This is a genomic window from Aeribacillus sp. JST-2, assembly GCF_056032925.1.
This window is the reverse complement of record NZ_JBVVUU010000001.1, coordinates 6,797-23,387: the sequence shown is the minus strand read 5'-3', so window position 1 is coordinate 23,387 and position 16,591 is coordinate 6,797. Positions and strand designations below refer to the sequence as shown.

The 16,591-nt window shown below is 40.7% G+C and carries 19 protein-coding genes; 3 read left to right on the top strand and 16 right to left on the bottom strand.

What is annotated here, in order from left to right; all coding sequences use genetic code 11:
* Window positions 1-7: 7 nt before the first annotated feature.
* A complete protein-coding gene (locus tag AC0KTX_RS00150; RefSeq protein ID WP_474250203.1) occupies window positions 8-319 on the bottom strand; it encodes a YppG family protein in 312 nt (103 codons plus the stop codon).
* A gap of 175 nt (window positions 320-494) precedes the next feature.
* On the opposite strand from AC0KTX_RS00150, the gene yppF reads away from it, so the two are divergent.
* Window positions 495-683 (top strand): YppF family protein, encoded by a 189-nt coding sequence (yppF, locus tag AC0KTX_RS00145; protein WP_474250202.1) that lies wholly within the window; start codon window positions 495-497, stop codon window positions 681-683.
* Between the two features lie 30 nt (window positions 684-713).
* On the opposite strand, the gene AC0KTX_RS00140 is transcribed toward yppF, so the two are convergent.
* Window positions 714-1,106, bottom strand: coding sequence for a YppE family protein (locus AC0KTX_RS00140; RefSeq protein WP_474250201.1), 393 nt, complete (start codon window positions 1,104-1,106; stop codon window positions 714-716).
* A gap of 68 nt (window positions 1,107-1,174) precedes the next feature.
* Window positions 1,175-1,408 (bottom strand): hypothetical protein, encoded by a 234-nt coding sequence (locus AC0KTX_RS00135; protein WP_474250200.1) that lies wholly within the window; start codon window positions 1,406-1,408, stop codon window positions 1,175-1,177.
* 608 nt (window positions 1,409-2,016) lie between these two features.
* On the opposite strand from AC0KTX_RS00135, the gene recU reads away from it, so the two are divergent.
* Window positions 2,017-2,610, top strand: a complete 594-nt coding sequence (recU, locus tag AC0KTX_RS00130) for a Holliday junction resolvase RecU (protein WP_474250199.1) — start codon at window positions 2,017-2,019, stop codon at window positions 2,608-2,610.
* Window positions 2,611-2,645: 35 nt separating this feature from the next.
* Window positions 2,646-5,288 carry a transglycosylase domain-containing protein gene (locus AC0KTX_RS00125; RefSeq protein WP_474250198.1) on the top strand — a complete coding sequence of 881 codons (2,643 nt, stop codon included), beginning with the start codon at window positions 2,646-2,648 and terminating at the stop codon, window positions 5,286-5,288.
* A gap of 16 nt (window positions 5,289-5,304) precedes the next feature.
* Here the strand turns inward: AC0KTX_RS00125 and AC0KTX_RS00120 are convergent, their stop codons facing one another.
* From AC0KTX_RS00120 to bshA, 13 genes are all read right to left on the bottom strand, one after another.
* Window positions 5,305-5,808, bottom strand: a complete 504-nt coding sequence (locus tag AC0KTX_RS00120) for a YpoC family protein (RefSeq protein ID WP_474250197.1) — start codon at window positions 5,806-5,808, stop codon at window positions 5,305-5,307.
* A complete protein-coding gene (gene nth / locus AC0KTX_RS00115) occupies window positions 5,801-6,460 on the bottom strand; it encodes an endonuclease III (protein WP_474250196.1) in 660 nt (219 codons plus the stop codon). Before nth ends, AC0KTX_RS00120 begins: the two co-directional genes overlap by 8 nt.
* A 40-nt stretch (window positions 6,461-6,500) precedes the next feature.
* Entirely contained in the window at window positions 6,501-7,187 is a 687-nt protein-coding gene (locus AC0KTX_RS00110) for a DnaD domain-containing protein (RefSeq protein ID WP_474250195.1), read from the bottom strand.
* An 80-nt stretch (window positions 7,188-7,267) separates the two neighbouring features.
* Window positions 7,268-8,560 (bottom strand): asparagine--tRNA ligase, encoded by a 1,293-nt coding sequence (asnS, locus tag AC0KTX_RS00105; RefSeq protein WP_474250421.1) that lies wholly within the window; start codon window positions 8,558-8,560, stop codon window positions 7,268-7,270.
* A gap of 110 nt (window positions 8,561-8,670) precedes the next feature.
* On the bottom strand, window positions 8,671-9,855 hold the full coding sequence (locus tag AC0KTX_RS00100; protein WP_474250194.1) for a pyridoxal phosphate-dependent aminotransferase: 1,185 nt from the start codon (window positions 9,853-9,855) through the stop codon (window positions 8,671-8,673).
* A 17-nt stretch (window positions 9,856-9,872) separates the two neighbouring features.
* Window positions 9,873-10,373 carry a cell wall elongation regulator TseB-like domain-containing protein gene (locus tag AC0KTX_RS00095; protein ID WP_474250193.1) on the bottom strand — a complete coding sequence of 167 codons (501 nt, stop codon included), beginning with the start codon at window positions 10,371-10,373 and terminating at the stop codon, window positions 9,873-9,875.
* Window positions 10,374-10,385: 12 nt separating this feature from the next.
* Entirely contained in the window at window positions 10,386-10,556 is a 171-nt protein-coding gene (locus tag AC0KTX_RS00090; RefSeq protein ID WP_474250192.1) for a YpmA family protein, read from the bottom strand.
* Window positions 10,557-10,840: 284 nt separating this feature from the next.
* The gene (panD, locus tag AC0KTX_RS00085; RefSeq protein ID WP_474250191.1) at window positions 10,841-11,224 is read right to left on the bottom strand and encodes an aspartate 1-decarboxylase; all 384 of its coding nucleotides are present in this window, start codon (window positions 11,222-11,224) and stop codon (window positions 10,841-10,843) included.
* A gap of 15 nt (window positions 11,225-11,239) precedes the next feature.
* The gene (panC, locus tag AC0KTX_RS00080; protein WP_474250190.1) at window positions 11,240-12,088 is read right to left on the bottom strand and encodes a pantoate--beta-alanine ligase; all 849 of its coding nucleotides are present in this window, start codon (window positions 12,086-12,088) and stop codon (window positions 11,240-11,242) included.
* Window positions 12,085-12,918, bottom strand: a complete 834-nt coding sequence (gene panB, locus AC0KTX_RS00075) for a 3-methyl-2-oxobutanoate hydroxymethyltransferase (protein ID WP_474250189.1) — start codon at window positions 12,916-12,918, stop codon at window positions 12,085-12,087. The genes panC and panB overlap by 4 nt, the downstream gene beginning before the upstream one ends.
* A 245-nt stretch (window positions 12,919-13,163) precedes the next feature.
* The gene (locus AC0KTX_RS00070) at window positions 13,164-14,144 is read right to left on the bottom strand and encodes a biotin--[acetyl-CoA-carboxylase] ligase (RefSeq protein ID WP_474250188.1); all 981 of its coding nucleotides are present in this window, start codon (window positions 14,142-14,144) and stop codon (window positions 13,164-13,166) included.
* Window positions 14,114-15,325: a CCA tRNA nucleotidyltransferase gene (locus tag AC0KTX_RS00065; RefSeq protein ID WP_474250187.1), complete on the bottom strand. Its 1,212-nt coding sequence runs from the start codon at window positions 15,323-15,325 to the stop codon at window positions 14,114-14,116. The genes AC0KTX_RS00070 and AC0KTX_RS00065 overlap by 31 nt, the downstream gene beginning before the upstream one ends.
* 2 nt (window positions 15,326-15,327) lie before the next feature.
* Window positions 15,328-16,464, bottom strand: a complete 1,137-nt coding sequence (gene bshA, locus AC0KTX_RS00060; protein ID WP_474250186.1) for an N-acetyl-alpha-D-glucosaminyl L-malate synthase BshA — start codon at window positions 16,462-16,464, stop codon at window positions 15,328-15,330.
* Between the last annotated feature and the right edge of the window lie 127 nt (window positions 16,465-16,591).

Sequence of the window (16,591 nt, the reverse complement as noted above, 5' to 3'; positions counted from 1 at the left end):
TCCGGCATTACGTTTTAAATATTTGCGAAACACCTTTTAACAAAGATGACATCTGGTTCATTGCACTTACAACCTGTCCAGCCGTATCCATCATTTTATTGAAATCGAGCTGCCCATCTTCCTTTTTAAAAGAAGTCATAAAAGGTGAATTCCCTCCATTTGGAATAATAATGGGCATAGGCTTTGGATATGGCGTCATAATTGGAAGCTGCGGCGAAAAAAATGGGGTTGGAAAGGAGGAAAAATAAAATGGTTCCACCGTTGAATACTGGTTGTAAGGAAGAGGCCTCATCCACCCATATCTTGCATCATAATACATTGTGAATCCCCCCTTTAAATCGATTCTTCATTTGCTGGCTCTTAATCTTATTTTATGATTTTTCCGGCCAAAAAGTGCTCTGTCAAATCATGTCGGAAGTTCTCATTTTTTTACAATTGATTATTGTCTAATAGATGATAACATATTAATATAAGGGAATAAGGGGGAATGTTTTATGACAGTGCAATTGTTAAGGGAGAAATTTAAACGGGAAAAAAATTACGATGCTGAATGCGCCAACGAACTGTTGGATTTTGCTCGCAAACTTTACATCTACGGAACCATCAATATTAAAGATTATCGACATATCATGAAAGCGTTGGAGCAGGAAGGCGCCGTTGCACCAGAATATACGATTTCATAAATGATTCATGAAAATAAAGCAGAGAGGCTTTCATTTCTCTGCTTTTTCTTTTTTTTCCGCAACCTTGTTTTGAACTTCGCTAAGCAAGTGTTTCAGCGTATATTCTGCTGATTGCTTCCTATTATTAAATCTTGTTTGGCTCGTATCGTGAAAAAAAGATTGAATCGCAATGTTTTCAATGTGGTCTTTTGCTGTTTCAATCTGCTGGGGATATAGATATTTCGGGCGGCAAGTACTGATCCATTTTTTCGCTAACACTTCCCATTCATCTAACAAAGCAGAGATTTCATCAACATAAGGTTTCACCTCCGCATAGAAATCAAAAGTTTTTTCTTCTTTTTTTGTTTTTGCCATTCGATTGGCGCTTTCTCGGATGACAGATAACAGCTGTTCGGTGAGAATTTTCATTTGATCTTCCTTCAAGGTTGTTCACCCCGATACCATCATAACAAATCTGCCTCGTCAGCACCAATTCGAACATTCCCTCCCAATCAGTATGATGCCGCTTTTTTCTCTCGATTGCTTTCATGTTGCCACTTAATAAGCTGTGCTTGAAAACGTTTCAAGTCTTCCGTATGTTCAGCCATGGTTCGGGAAATTTTTTCAGCTTCCTTGTCAATTTTTTTTTCAATTTTCTGTTTCAACTCGTTCTCCAATCGTTCGATTTGTAGCTCCATTTCCATTAATTTTTTCAATACTTCTTGTGAGCCAATAAAAGAATTCATAAATCATCCCTCTTTTCAAGTTCTTTGCTAACCAATTCTTTCTCCTTTTTCTGAATCCTTCCAAGGCGACAAAACTAGTTTCTTTTCGGCAGAGAAAGTTGAAATTCATTCATTTTTTTATAAGCATTCGACAATGATTTTTGACGTATGCAATGTTTTCTGTTTTGAAAAACTAACGGAAGGAGGTGAAAGCGGAATGAAAAAAGATGCCAAAACAAAACAAAAGGAGCAGGTGCAAGATAAAAAAACCGGTTTTGGAGACAAAAAATTAAAAGGGCCAAATAGACCATCCACTTAAACATCGCCGGGCATTCCACCTGGCGTTTTATCATTGTTTTCTCCCTCATCCCCGATTCATTTCAATGTTTTTGGCTGCGAAAACAACTTCTCTTCACTATCAATGAAACCTATCTTGTTTTTTTTCGTCTATATCGTTTGAAACAGCACAATCAAAACATTTTCCATTTCTTTTTGATGCAATGTTGACAGTGTGCCTGTCTAATAAAATTATACGGAATGAATTTTATAAAAAAGAAAGGCATTCCATTCAAGAAAAGAGATCTATTTTTTGATAAGATAGAAACATCCAGATAAAGGAGGAGATCAGCTTGGCCATTCGTTATCCGAACGGAAAAGCTTTTCAGCCAAAATTAAAAACGAACAAGCCGATCGAAATGCAACATTCAAACCGTGGAATGACCTTAGAGGAAGATTTAAACGAAACAAACAGATATTATCGGGAACAGGGTATTGCAGTTATTCATAAAAAGCCAACTCCCGTGCAGATTGTTTCGGTCGATTATCCGAAAAGAAGCGCTGCCGTCATAAAAGAGGCCTATTTTAAACAAGCTTCCACAACCGATTATAACGGGGTGTACAAAGGAAGATATATTGATTTTGAAGCTAAGGAAACGCAAAATAAGTCATTTCCTTTAAAAAATTTTCACAATCATCAAATTGAGCATATGAAAGCAGTTCTTCAACAGGAAGGGTTATGTTTTGTGATCATTTATTTCACCAAGCTCCATAAAATCTTTTTTTTAGAAGCAGAAAAATTAATGACATTTTGGGAAAGGCAAAAAAATGGAGGAAGAAAATCGATATCATTGCAGGAAATAGAAGAAAACGGATATCGCATTCCCCTTGGCTATCGTCCAAGAATTGATTATATTAGTATAATAGATCAATTATATTTTCATTAATGCCTTTTTCATTATAATGAAAGGTTGGAAAATCCATGAGTGAACAATATAAATCTCGAGCAGAAAGACGGAAAGCCTATCAACAGAAGAAGAAAAAAGGGAAAAAAAGAGGATTTTTCCATAAACTCTTATTAACTGTTCTTTTGCTGGCGCTTGCAGCCATCATCGGGGGGACAGGCACCTTCGCCTATTTTGCTGCCACCGCTCCTCCATTAAATGATGATTTGTTAAAAGGCAACATGTCATCGACCATCTATGACATGAACGGAAAAGAAATAGGTGAAGTCGGTTCCGAAAAAAGGGAATATGTGAAAATCAACGACATCCCGAAAGTGGTAAAAGACGCTTTTATCGCGACAGAAGACGTTCGATTTTACAAACATCACGGTATTGATCCCATCCGCATTGGCGGCGCCGTCATCGCCAACTTTAAAGAAGGATTTGGGGCGGAGGGTGCAAGTACGATCACACAGCAGCTTGTAAAACTATCATTCTTATCACTCGATAAAACGGTAAAAAGGAAAGCTCAAGAAGCTTGGCTTGCTTTACAGGTCGAACAGAAATACTCAAAAGATGAAATTTTAGAAATGTATTTAAATAGAATTTATTATCCGGGCAATTACTACGGCGTCGCAAGAGCAACAGAAGCCTTCTATGGAAAAGATTTGAAAGACATTACGCTTCCTGAGGCGGCAATGCTTGCCGGAATGATCAAAAATCCTGATCTTTACAATCCAAGAAAAAATCCGGAAGAAGCCGAAAAGCGCCGCAATGTTGTTTTGAATTTAATGGCTAAGCACGGCTTCATCACGAATGAAGAAGCAGAAAAAGCAAAACAGATGTCCGTGACGGAATCATTAGTAAAGCCGAAAAAACAACAAAATAAGTATTATGCTTTCATCGAGCAATCCATTGAAGAAGTGCGGAAAAAGCTCGGTGTCGATCCGAGCACGGCCGGATTAAAAATTTATACAACTCTTGATACGGATGCGCAAGATTATGTCAACGATCTTTTAAATGGAGACGAAATGTATTATCCTAGCCAATATTTCCAGGCCGGCGTTGCTCTTATTGATACGACAACTGGCGAAGTGCGGGCTATCGGAGGGGGCCGAAACCAGCCTGTCGGCGGGTTTAACTATGCGGTTGACCTTAAACGCCAGCCCGGTTCTACTATCAAACCGATACTGGATTATGGACCGGCCATTGAACATTTAAAATGGTCGACCTACCATCAAATTGTTGATGAACCTTATACGTACTCAAGCGGAAAGCCAATCAACAATTATGACCGCAAATATAAAGGACAAATGTCAATCCGCGAAGCACTGGCCGATTCACGAAATATCCCGGCATTAAAAGCGTTCCAAGAGGTTGGCCCGGAAAGAGCAAAAGCGTTTGCGGCTGGATTGGGCATAAAAATTGATGAAATCTCTGAAGCCTATGCGATCGGCGGCTTTAAATACGGCATTTCGCCGATGCAATTGGCTGGCGCATACAGCGCGTTTGGCAACAACGGCATCTACATTGAGCCGCATACAGTGACAAAGGTTGTCTTTCATGATGGGACTGAGGCTGATTTATCTCCGGATCCAGTTGAAGCGATGAGCGATTATACCGCCTTTATGATCACCGATATGTTGAAAACCGTTGTTGAAAGCGGAACAGGAACAAGAGCGCGTGTACCCGGTTTAAACATTGCCGGCAAAACAGGATCTACTAACTTTACTGAAGAAGAAAAGGAAAAATATCACCCAACGAAAGGGTCAGCGAAAGATAACTGGTTTGTCGGCTATACACCGAAATATACAGCGGCTGTTTGGACAGGTTATGAGCAAAATGAAGAGAAAATGTTCATTACGAGAGAAGAGCAAAAAATTGCCAGAGATATATTCCGAAAACTGATCAGACATGTTTCTAACGGCGATTCTTCCGATTTCAAACAGCCGAAAAGCGTTGTGAAAAAAGCGATTGAAAAAGGCTCCAATCCGCCGAGATTGGCAAGCAAATATACGCCGGAAAACATGATCACATATGAATACTTTGTCCGCGGAGAAGAACCGACAAAAGTTTCGACAAAATATGATAAATTGGATAAACCATCCGGCTTATCCATCCAATATGATCAAGAAGCGAACGCCATTCAATTGAACTGGAGCCACAGCGATTCCGACGTTTCATTCGAACTGAGCGTGGCGGTTGACGGTGGCAACAGTCAAGTGTTGACGACAACGAATGAAACATCCTATACCTATACAAATGTCAAACCGGGATCCGTCTATCAGTTCACTGTCGTGGCACTCAATGACGATATGCGCAGCGACCCGGCAAGCGCCATGATCCAAATTCCGGCGGAGGAAGAAGTAGAAAATGATGGGCAAGATGACGAACAAAATCAAACAGATGAAATGAGCCCGGAAGACCAAGAAAGCAATGAAAACAACAATAAAGACAATGGTCAAGCCGAGGATAATCAAAATGCCGAGCCATCTGATGATGAACGTGAACAAGGAGGAGCGACCCCACCGCAAAGTGGACAGCCGCAAAATCCGAACGAAGAAATACCTGAAAGTCCTGCCGGTAATGACCAAAAGGGAAAACCTTCAAACGGTCAGGGACAGCAGCCTGGTAATCAAGATAACAGGCAAATAAAGCCGCAATCTCAACCTCACTCATAAAAAAGCGATCGCCTTTTTAAGGCGACCGCTTTTTTTTGGCTTTTTTCATGGCCAGCTGTTTATAAAACATTTTTTCAGCTTCTGCAAACAATTCCTTCAATTGAATAAATGCATGATATTGAGTTGGCCTTGCCAAAATAAACTCGAGCCGATCGGCAATATTGGCAGGAGTCATTTCCAGCTTCTTTACTTCGTCCAGTTGCAAAGAATGAACCGGCTGTCCGTTCATCCAATAAAGAATTTCCATAAAAAGTCCTAGCCCTGCCATCATTTTCTTTTGATCCGTTTTAAACGGTTTTTTCATCGTGTTTTCGATCTCATGAGCCATTTCCTTCCATCTTACAAAAAGCGGCGGCAATTCCTTTTCGCACATTTCCCAAGGCTTTTTTCCATTCATCCCTGACAAGTAGACAAGATCAAAATAAAAGAAATCGTCCGGGCTTAAGCGTACGATCTCTCGGTCAAAAAAGGCTGGATTTTGAAATGGTGTGGGCAAATGAAATTCTTTTTCCTCATGCATTTGCCTCTTTTCCTTTCATGCGTTTTTTTCCCTCCCGGCATAAATGAAGGAGTGGGCATTCTCCGCATTTCGGTGATTGGGCTTTGCAGTGATAGCGGCCAAAAAAAATCAGCCGGTGATGGGTAATCCCCCATTCATCTTCCGGTACTTTCTCCATCAACGTTTTCTCTACTTCCAAGACGGAATCTTTTAAGCGGCAAATGCCAAGCCGTTTTGATACACGTTCTACATGAGTATCGACAGCAATTGCCGGTTTGCCAAAAGCGACAGACAACACAACATTTGCCGTTTTCCTGCCCACCCCGGGGAGCTTCATTAATTCTTCCCTCGTTTCAGGAACTTTCCGATCAAATTCATCAATTAACATCCTGCAAAGCTTTTGAATATTTTTCGCTTTGTTCCGATAAAGGCCTATGGAGCGTATATCTTGCTCTAATTCTTCTAATGGCACGGACAAATAATCATCAGGTGTCTTATATTTTTGAAACAACTTCTTTGTCACTTTGTTTACAAGAGCATCTGTACATTGCGCCGATAATACAACGGCAATGACAAGCTCAAAAGGATTGTCATGAACAAGTTCGCAGTGGGCATCTGGAAACATTTCGCCAATTCGGTCTAAACATTCCCGGACTTGTTTTTTTGATAGCATTTTTCATCTCCTTTCCATGCAAAGGCAAAAAGATATTGGCTCAATGGTTTTCGAGCCAGTTATAAAATGGAACTTTTCTTTTATATTCCTGTTCCGCCTTCTGGGCATGTTTTTGCCGTACTTGATATTCCCGAAATTTTTGTGCATGTTTTTTTGCTTGTTCCAATGTTTTAATTCCATTTTTCTTCCATTCGAATAAAATCCGATCAATGTATCGAAAATTCAGCTTTCCGGAAATGACCGCTTCCTTTAAAGCAGAAAGGATGATGTCCGGATCATGATGATCTTGATCAATCCAATAGGCCAGTGTTTCACATTCAATTGGCGATAGCGGACGACCAAATTCCTGTTCAAAAATCGTATACAAATTTTTTTCTTTTTCTTCTTCCTGCGTTATCAATGTAAATTCATACAGCTTTTCCCAAAGCGGTTTTAAAGAATATTTTTCATACATAATTCCGTTTTGTTCAGATTCTTCTATATATAAAAACCCTCTTTGAATTAAATTTCTTAACAGCTTTGTGCATTCCGCAGCCGAAATCGACATATGATTGGAAAGTTCATTAGGAGTGGGAAAAAAATGGCCTTTCTGAATATTCGCATAGACATGCAAAAGGAGCAAAAACTCCTCCTCTTTCAGGCCGAGTCGGGAATAAGTTGTTAACAGGAGGTTGGGAATCGATAACGATCCTTGTTCTAGTAAAGCGGTAAACTGCTCTTTTTTCATTTTTCGACACCTCCATCATAAGTATACCATGTGTTTTTCAAAAAATTGAAGCCTCCTGCACGTAGGAGGCTTTTATTTTATTACGGGTATAAACGATTCAATAAACGAGGGAATGGGATCGTTTCCCTGACATGTTCAATCCCGCATATCCATGCAACAGTGCGTTCAAGCCCCAAACCAAATCCTGAATGGGGTACAGAACCATATTTTCGAAGGTCCAAATACCATTGATATGCTTTTTTGTCAAGATTGTGTTCCTCAAGGCGTTTTTTCAACAGTTGATAATCATGGATTCGTTCTGAACCGCCGATAATTTCACCGTACCCTTCAGGCGCAATTAAATCCGCACATAAGACAACTTCATCCCTGTTAGGGTCAGGCTGCATATAAAAAGGTTTTAAGTTTGCCGGATAATGGGTGATAAACACCGGTTTGTCAAAGCTTTCGGCAATTGCTGTTTCATGAGGAGAACCGAAATCATCCCCCCACGAAATGTCACTGAACCCTTTTTCATGGAGCAGTTTTACCGCTTCATCATACGTAATGCGCGGAAAAGGAGCTTTCACTTTTTCAAGTTTTTCCGTATCCCTTCCGAGCGTCGACAGCTCAAGCGAACAATGATCCAACACGGACTGAACGATAAAGGACACGTATTGTTCCTGCAATTTGAGGTTGTCCTCAAACTGGTAAAATGCCATCTCCGGTTCAATCATCCAAAATTCAATCAAATGGCGGCGGGTTTTGGATTTTTCTGCCCGAAACGTCGGTCCAAAGGAAAACACCTTTCCGAAAGCCATTGCAGCTGCTTCCATGTAAAGTTGACCGCTTTGCGAAAGGTAGGCATCTTCATCAAAATATTTCGTATGAAACAATTCGGTCGTTCCTTCAGGGGCACTTCCTGTTAAAATGGGCGGATCAATTTTGACAAACCCATGGTCATTGAAAAATTCATATGTAGCCCGAATCAACTCATTGCGAATTTTCATGATCGCATGCTGCCGTTTTGATCGAAGCCATAAATGGCGATGATCCATTAAAAAATCGGTGCCGTGTTCTTTTGGCGTAATCGGATAATCGACTGATTCGGAAATGATTTCAATGTCAGAAACCCCAAGCTCGTAACCGAAGGGTGAGCGCTCATCTTCGCGGACAACTCCAGTAACATATAAAGAAGTTTCCTGGGTAAGCTGCTTTGCCAGTTTAAACACTTCTTCACCGACAGTGGACTTCTCGACAACCGCTTGGATAAAACCGGTTCCGTCACGAAGCTGCAAAAAAGCAATTTTTCCGCTCGACCTTTTATTCGCAAGCCAACAGCCGATCGTTATTTCTTTGTCGACATATTGCCGAACATTTGAAATGGTTGTTTTCACTGTTTTTCCCTCCATAAGCCTAACTCCCAGATGCCTATTATTATACAGGGAATAATCATTTCATTTCAACAAATGACAAAAAGCCGGTTGCAGCCCGGCTTTTTGCCGTTTTATTTTTGATGATTGAAGACAAATCGTTTGATGCGTTCTATCGCTTTATCGAGCAACTCGAGTGATGTAGCGTAAGACAGTCTTACATTATCCGGAGCGCCAAAGCCGCTCCCGGGAACAAGGGCTACTTTTTCTTCTTCAAGTATCGCTTTCACAAAATCATCAACATGATCAAAACCTGTTTTAGCCGCTGCTTCTTTCGCATTTGGAAATAAATAGAAAGCCCCTTGCGGCTTAATACATGAAAAACCTGGAATATTTACAAGTTTTTCATAAATGATGTTCAGACGATCTTCAAAGGCCTTTCTCATCGTTTCCACCGGTTCCTGCGACCCTTCATAGGCAGCGATCGCAGCATATTGAGCAATAGACGTCGGATTGGAAGTGCTGTGGCTTGCCAAATTTGTCATCGCTTTAATAATGCATTCATCACCAGCCGCATAGCCGATTCTCCATCCGGTCATCGAATGCGATTTCGAGACTCCATTAATAATAATCGTATTTTCTTTCAATTGCGGCGAAATTTCGGCGATTGATACATGCTGATGGCCATCGTATGTTAATTTTTCATAAATTTCATCCGATATAATCAGCACATTTCGTTCAAGGCAAACCTCTCCTAATGCTTGCAATTCTTCTTTTGTATAAATCATGCCTGTCGGGTTGCTCGGGGAATTAATTATAACGGCTTTCGTTTTATCTGTAATCGCTTCTTTTAATTGTTCAGGCGCCACTTTAAATTGGTTTTCTTCCCGTCCTTCTACGAAGACAGGCACGCCCCCGGCAAGTTTTACCTGTTCCGGATAGCTTACCCAGTAAGGAGTCGGAATGATCACTTCATCCCCTTCATCAAGAATGACTTGGAACAATGTATATAAAGCGTGTTTGGCTCCTGTACAGACGATAATTTCCGACGGTTGATAATCCAATCCTTGATCTTGCTGAAATTTTTTAATAATGGCTTTTTTTAGCGACGCCAGCCCGCCGGACGGCGTATATTTTGTATGTCCTTCCTTCATTGCTTTGATCGCAGCCTCTAAAATATGCTCAGGTGTGTTAAAATCAGGCTCCCCCGCGCCAAGACCAATCACATCGTGCCCCTCCGCTTTTAAAGCTTTCGCTTTGGCAGTGATGGCCAGTGTCGATGATGGTGTTAAAGTGGAAACGCGTTTTGCTAATTTCATGTCAAAGTGCCCCTTTCTTACTGCTTAATGCTGTAAATTTTATAAACTCTTTCGTCTGTAAAACTTACGATTAAATATGTATAACGGTTTTGTTGGTCAATAAATTGTACCTCCCAAACCGGTATATCCCATGTCGGCTGTTTTGAATCATCGAAACCTAACATTATTTTCCTGATTTCTTTCGGCTTTTCACCCGCCACTTCTTGTACAAGCTGCAGGACTTCTTTTTTTGACAAGCCTTCATCTGCTTTTTTCACAAGTATGTTGTCATTTCCTTTTTTCATCCAGCCAATGATTTTTTCTCCGTTTTTATTTTTTCCTTGTACGACATAATACGTATGCCTGCTGTGATAAGTCGAAATATTGTCAACTTTTTCGAAGCCGTTGTTTTGGGCGATCTCGCTTGCGGTATGATGTCCTTTTCGTTTATCTTCTTCAGCGCTTGTATAAATGTGTGTCACGAAAGCTGTTGCCAAAAGAAGAAAACAAATGATTGAAATGATAAATTTTCCTTTCATTTTCGATCACCGTTACGTACGGTATATCGTAAAAACCGCTTTTGTTGCATCTTCGTGATCGAGAGCCAGCCCAAACATTAAATGCTCTCTTTTCAATGTGCGATTGAGAAGATCGACAATTTTATATAATTCATCTGAGTGTTCTATTTTTACAGATGAGATGACCTCAATCTTGTTATCCATGGCAGAAATCCTCCTTCATCAAGCAAAAATTGTAACTCATAGTTCAAACATGTGCGGAAACAATAAAATCACAACAATTTTTTGTTGTACTCAGTTCCCATTATAACAGCTTTTGCAGCTTTCTCTAAATAAAATTTCTCCTAGTCCACACCTTTTTTATGAGGAGTGAATCGCTCATTTGCTCCTCTTTTTTTCGATAAGAAAAACGTAATGAAGGCAAGAAAGAAACAAGGCCAAGGCCCTTTTTGGTTGGAGGCGGGTATCAGGACCTGGCCCATTTACCTTTACAGAACCGTCTTTGCCGGCTCATCTTGAATCAAGTCAACGATTTCGTTTTTTTCATTCATGATGGCAATAGTCGGTTTATGTTTGTCCAATGTATCTTCCGGAACGATTTTATAAGAAATGATAATGACCACATCACCGACTTGGACAAGTCTTGCCGCCGCACCGTTTAAACAAATGACTCCGCTGCCTCTTTCACCGGGAATGACATACGTTTCAAACCGTTCTCCGTTATTATTATTGACAATTTGCACCTTTTCGTTCGGCAGGATTCCAACGGCATCTAATATGTCTTGATCAATCGTGACGGATCCAACATAATGTAAATTCGCTTCCGTTACTCTTGCCCGGTGAATTTTCCCATTCATCATAATCCGATACATCGAAGACCCTCCTTTTTAATCCAAATCGATGATAATATTATCAATCAATCGTGCCTGTTTAAATTTGACGGCAAGCGCAACGATGATTTTGCCATGAAACGAGCTGACCGGTTCCAGATCAGGATACGTTAAAATATCTATATAATCAATTTCACCACTTGTATTTTTCTCCAAATACGCTCTCATTTTTTCCATGATTTCCTTTGGCTGGTAATCATTTTTTTCAATCATGTCTCTAGCGATTAACAACGATTGATATAAATGGGGCGCTTCTTTTCGCTCCTGTTCGTCAAGCCTGATATTTCTCGAGCTTTTCGCCAAGCCGTCCTCTTCTCTTACGGTTTCAACGGCCACCAGTTCGACAGGAAAATTCAAATCTTCAATTAAAGCTGATACGACAGCAACTTGCTGGGCATCCTTCAAGCCGAAATATGCACGATCTGGTGAAACAATATGAAAAAGCTTTGTTAAAACAGTCGCTACCCCGTCAAAATGGCCTTTGCGTGATTTCCCGCATAAAACATCAACCCGCTTAGACACTTTAACAGTTGCAGCAGGCTCTTTTGGATACATTTCTTCTGTTGTTGGCGCAAAAAGGAAATCGACACCTTTCTCCTTTGCCAACGATTCATCCCGCTTCAAATCTCGGGGATATGTGGCAAAATCTTCGCTAGGTCCAAACTGCAATGGGTTGACAAAAACGCTTAAGACCACAAAATCATTTTCCTGTTTTGCCCGCTCCACCAATTTTAAATGTCCTTCGTGCAAATAGCCCATCGTTGGGACAAAACCCACCGTTTTCCCTGCTTTTTTCAAGCTGCGGATTTCTTGTTTCATTTGTTCAATTGTTGTGATGATATTCATTCTGTTCTTCCTCCATACAATCCTGAAACGACATTCTCGTCCATATGGAATGAGTGTTCCTCCGTTGGAAAACGGCGCGCTTTTACATCATCTTTATATTGATTAATCGCCCGGCTGATGTCATCATTGATCACAGCATATTGTTTGACAAATTTCGGGACTCTTTCGACGCCGTAACCTATCACATCATGAAACACAAGAACTTGCCCGTCCGTATCTTTTCCAGCTCCTATCCCAATGGTTGGAATTGACAGCTCATTTGTTATTTTTGCTGACAGTTGAGAAGGCACACACTCCAAAACAACCGCGAGGGCGCCCGCTTCCTCGCATTTTTTGGCATCTTCCAGCAGCCTTTGCGCGCTTTTCAAATCTTTTCCTTGCACTTTATAGCCACCTAACACGCCAACAGACTGCGGGGTTAATCCAAGATGAGCGACAACAGGGATGCCCGCATTGGTAAGAAGGGAGATAATATCGAAAACAGCACCTTCCAGCTTTAATGCATCCGCTCCGCTTTCTTGCACGATTCTTTTGGCATTTGTTAACGCATCTTCTTTAGAAATGTGGTAGGACATAAACGGCATATCCGTCACAATAAACGTGTTGGGAGCCCCCCGCTTCACGGCTTTTGTATGATGAATCATATCTTCGACCGTCACCGGGACAGTCGAATCATATCCTAAAACAACCATTCCAAGGGAATCACCGACTAAAATCATATCAACATTAGCTTGTTGGGCAAGCTTTGCCGATGGATAGTCGTAGGCAGTCAACATGACAATAGGCTCACGTTTTTTTTTCATTTGCAGAAAATCAGTTTTTGTTTTCATAAAAATCCCCTCCCGTTTTTTTTTCAGAGGGAAGGATTGACCGATGTGAAAAATCCTTCTTTCTCCAGGAAAGAAGGATGAAAAAACGTATCCATTTATCGGTTTCATTCTCCCTCTGTCCCAGTCCGATTGGATCAAGGCAGATTAAACTGTCAAAATATCACAAAGATTTTTGGTGCAGTTCATTGAAGATACTGCCCTTTTGCTCATGTTAAGTATAACAAAAATTTTCGATCCGATCATGTTTATTTTAAATCGATATCCGCCGAATATACTTTTTCAATGGTTCCTTCGGGAGTTTCAATTAAAAGCGCCCCTTCCTCATTGATGCCGAGCGCCTTGCCAACAATTGTTCCCGCTAATGTTCTGGCGCGAATCTCTTTATGCAGGCTGATTGTATAGCTTTCCCACATGAGTTTTAACGGTTTGAAGCCATGTTTTAAATATGTTTCATACCATTTTTCAAACGCCTTCAAAAACTTTTGAATGACGGTAGCGCGATGAATCGGCTCCCCCTTTTGCAAAGCCATTGAAGAAGCTGTAGAACGAATAGCATCAGGAAAATCTTCTGACCTTTGATTCACGTTTATGCCGATGCCGATGATGACGGAATGCACCTGATCCGCTTCGGCGACCAGTTCCGTCAAAATACCGGCAACCTTTTTTCCGTTGATCAATACATCATTTGGCCATTTAATGCTGGCTTGAAGTCCAGTTGCTTCTTCAATCCCTTCCACTAAAGCAACAGCCGTCAGCAACGTCAACTGCGGCGTTTTGTGGATCGGAATTTTCGGACGGACGATCATGCTCATCCAAATCCCTTTTTCTTTTGGGGAGTGCCACGATCTCGCCATTCGCCCTTTTCCGCCTGTTTGTTCGTCAGCCACAACAATTGTCCCTTCTTTTTCTCCGTTCTGTGACAGTTCATGAGCTATTTTTTGAGTCGAAACAACTGAATCGTAATAAACAATTTGGCGGCCAAACGTTTTTGTTTCAAGCCCTAATTGAATTTCATTTGCGGTGATTTTATCAGGCGTCTTGAGAATGCGGTATCCTTTTTTTCGAACTGCTTCGAGTTCAAACCCCTCTTTTCTAAGCTCTTCTATATGCTTCCATACAGCCGTTCGGGAGCAACCTAACAGATCGCTAATTTTTTGTCCAGAAACAAATCCGCCCTCCGCTTTAGAAAAAGCTTCTAGCAATTTTCGTCTAATTTCTGATTGCAATGGATCAGCCACTCCTTTATGTTTCCGCTGTCATTTTCTAATTTCCTATTTAGTACGTGCTCTTCAATTATTTGTAAATATTTAGATACCCACTGCCCTGGTTTTTTTTCAATGATGTCAAGAATATCTTTTCCTGTTATGGCTAAATCCGTCCTAGAGCGAATCGGAAGATTGATATATTGATCTTTGAGTGTTTGAAAAGCAGAAACATTTTTTTCTTTTTGCAAAACTTGTTTGACTCTTTCCAATTGAAGAGCTGAATCAATCCCTGCTTGATACAATAAATAGTTCGTCCACCCTTTTTCCAACAAAACAGAAAGACGTTCACGCTGCAAAGCAACGTTTTGAATAAGCTTTTTTGGAAGTTTCCATTGCTGTAAAAACATGCGGACATCTTCTATCTTCAACATATAGGTTAAAAAAAGCCAATAATCTTCCCGTTCTGTTAATTGCTGCAAAGGATAGTCGGTTATCTTTAACAATCGATCTTGCAAATGGCTTATTCCTGGCAGATGACGGTATACATCCGTTTCTGCCAACAAGCGGATGGCCTGATTGGATGACTGTCCGGCGAAAAGTTTTTCCATCTCGTTTGTGATCCGCTCAATGGAAATTTCCTTTAGCAATGGGTTCCAGCGGATGATGGCATTTTTTGTTTCTTCCTCTAATTGAAATGAAAGCTGGCTGACAAATCTCAGCGCTCTTAACATTCTCAACGCATCTTCGGAAAAGCGTTCATAAGGATTGCCAACCGTTCGGATGACCCGATTTTTTAAATCATTCTTTCCGCCAAAATAGTCAATGATTTCCCCTGTTTTATCCATCGCCATGGCATTGATGGTGAAATCGCGCCGTCTTAAATCTTCTTTTAATGAGCGGATAAAACGAACATATTGCGGCTTCCGGTAATCGACATATTGTCCTTCCGTCCTGAATGTTGTCACTTCATACGATTTGCCATTCAAAAGTACAATGACGGTTCCGTGTTTTTTACCGACATCAATCGTTTTTGGAAACATTTTTTGCACTTCATCCGGAGTTGCCGACGTTGCAATGTCTACATCGCCTATTTTACGACCCAAGAGGAAATCGCGGACGGAGCCCCCGACAAAATAAGCTTCATATCCATTCTCTTGGATTGTTTCAATTATCGGAAGAGCTTGCAAGAACTCACCTTTCATGTCTAAACACCTTCACTAAGCAGTTCATAATACATACGTTCGTATTTTGACACAATGTTTTCCGAATGGAACTTTTCCCGGGCAATCATTATAGCATTTTCCGACATTTCATTATGAAGGGATTGATCTTCAAGCAGTTGAATTGATTTTTTGGAAATTTCTTCAATATCACCGATTTCCACGATGTAGCCGGTTTTTCCATCTTCAATCACCTCAGGAATGCCGCCGACTCTCGTTCCGATACACGGCACACCGCAAGCCATTGCTTCCAATAAGACCAACCCGAAGCTCTCTTTTTGTGACAGCAAAAACAATAGATCGCTGATGGAATATAATTGATCCAAGTTGTCTTGCTTGCCGAGAAACAGCACTTTGTCTTCAAGTTCCAGACTTTTGACAAGTTTTGACACGACTGTTACTTCAGGCCCATCCCCTACAAGCAAAAGCTTTGCGGGGATTTTTTGCTGAATAAGATGAAAAGCTTTTACAACATCCGGGACACGTTTCACTTTGCGAAAATTGGAAACGTGAATGATCACTTTCTCATCGGCCTGAATGCCGAATTCTTTTTTCAATGATGGCAAATGTTTTTTTTGATAAACCCGTTCATCAATAAAATTATAAACAGTCTCAATTTTTTTTTCAGTCTCTAAAAGTTCATACGTTTGCTCTACCAGCGCTTTCGATACGGCTGTTACCCTGTCGGAAGCATCAATTCCAAATTTTATGGCGATGGACAATGTCGGATCATATCCTAAAACTGTAATATCTGTTCCGTGCAGAGTTGTGACAATTTTAATTTTTCCGCCCACCATCTGTTTGGCCAAGTAAGCGCAAACAGCATGTGGAACAGCGTAATGGACATGCAAAATATCTAATTTTTCCCTTTCGATCACTTCCGCCATTTTGCTTGACAGCGCCAAATCATACGGCGGATATTTAAACACTGAATATTGATTCACTTCCACTTCATGAAAATAAATGTTGCAATAGACTTTATTTAATCGAAAGGGCATGCTTGAGGAAATAAAATGAATTTCATGCCCTCTTTCTGCAAGCATTTTTCCAAGCTCCGTCGCTACAACTCCCGAGCCCCCCACGGATGGGTAACAAGTAATTCCAATTTTCAACTTCCGCATGAAATCATCACCATCTATGCCAGTTTTAACAGCGAAACATTAACGGTTCCTTTTTTCATTTTCATGAACGACGTCTCTCCATTTAAAATCCCCTCGTTCCAATCCGCGGATCAATACTTCTGCTGTT

Coding starts and splice junctions, on each gene's coding strand:
- AC0KTX_RS00100 (WP_474250194.1), bottom strand. CDS start 9,855: ATGAAATTAGCAAAACGCGTTTCCACTTTAACACCATCATCGACACTG.
- yppF (WP_474250202.1), top strand. CDS start 495: ATGACAGTGCAATTGTTAAGGGAGAAATTTAAACGGGAAAAAAATTAC.
- AC0KTX_RS00125 (WP_474250198.1), top strand. CDS start 2,646: ATGAGTGAACAATATAAATCTCGAGCAGAAAGACGGAAAGCCTATCAA.
- panD (WP_474250191.1), bottom strand. CDS start 11,224: ATGTATCGGATTATGATGAATGGGAAAATTCACCGGGCAAGAGTAACG.
- AC0KTX_RS00110 (WP_474250195.1), bottom strand. CDS start 7,187: ATGAAAAAAGAGCAGTTTACCGCTTTACTAGAACAAGGATCGTTATCG.
- AC0KTX_RS00135 (WP_474250200.1), bottom strand. CDS start 1,408: ATGAATTCTTTTATTGGCTCACAAGAAGTATTGAAAAAATTAATGGAA.
- AC0KTX_RS00065 (WP_474250187.1), bottom strand. CDS start 15,325: ATGAAAGGTGAGTTCTTGCAAGCTCTTCCGATAATTGAAACAATCCAA.
- bshA (WP_474250186.1), bottom strand. CDS start 16,464: ATGCGGAAGTTGAAAATTGGAATTACTTGTTACCCATCCGTGGGGGGC.
- AC0KTX_RS00095 (WP_474250193.1), bottom strand. CDS start 10,373: ATGAAAGGAAAATTTATCATTTCAATCATTTGTTTTCTTCTTTTGGCA.
- AC0KTX_RS00090 (WP_474250192.1), bottom strand. CDS start 10,556: ATGGATAACAAGATTGAGGTCATCTCATCTGTAAAAATAGAACACTCA.
- AC0KTX_RS00150 (WP_474250203.1), bottom strand. CDS start 319: ATGTATTATGATGCAAGATATGGGTGGATGAGGCCTCTTCCTTACAAC.
- AC0KTX_RS00120 (WP_474250197.1), bottom strand. CDS start 5,808: ATGCATGAGGAAAAAGAATTTCATTTGCCCACACCATTTCAAAATCCA.
- panB (WP_474250189.1), bottom strand. CDS start 12,918: ATGAAAACAAAAACTGATTTTCTGCAAATGAAAAAAAAACGTGAGCCT.
- panC (WP_474250190.1), bottom strand. CDS start 12,088: ATGAATATCATCACAACAATTGAACAAATGAAACAAGAAATCCGCAGC.
- nth (WP_474250196.1), bottom strand. CDS start 6,460: ATGCTATCAAAAAAACAAGTCCGGGAATGTTTAGACCGAATTGGCGAA.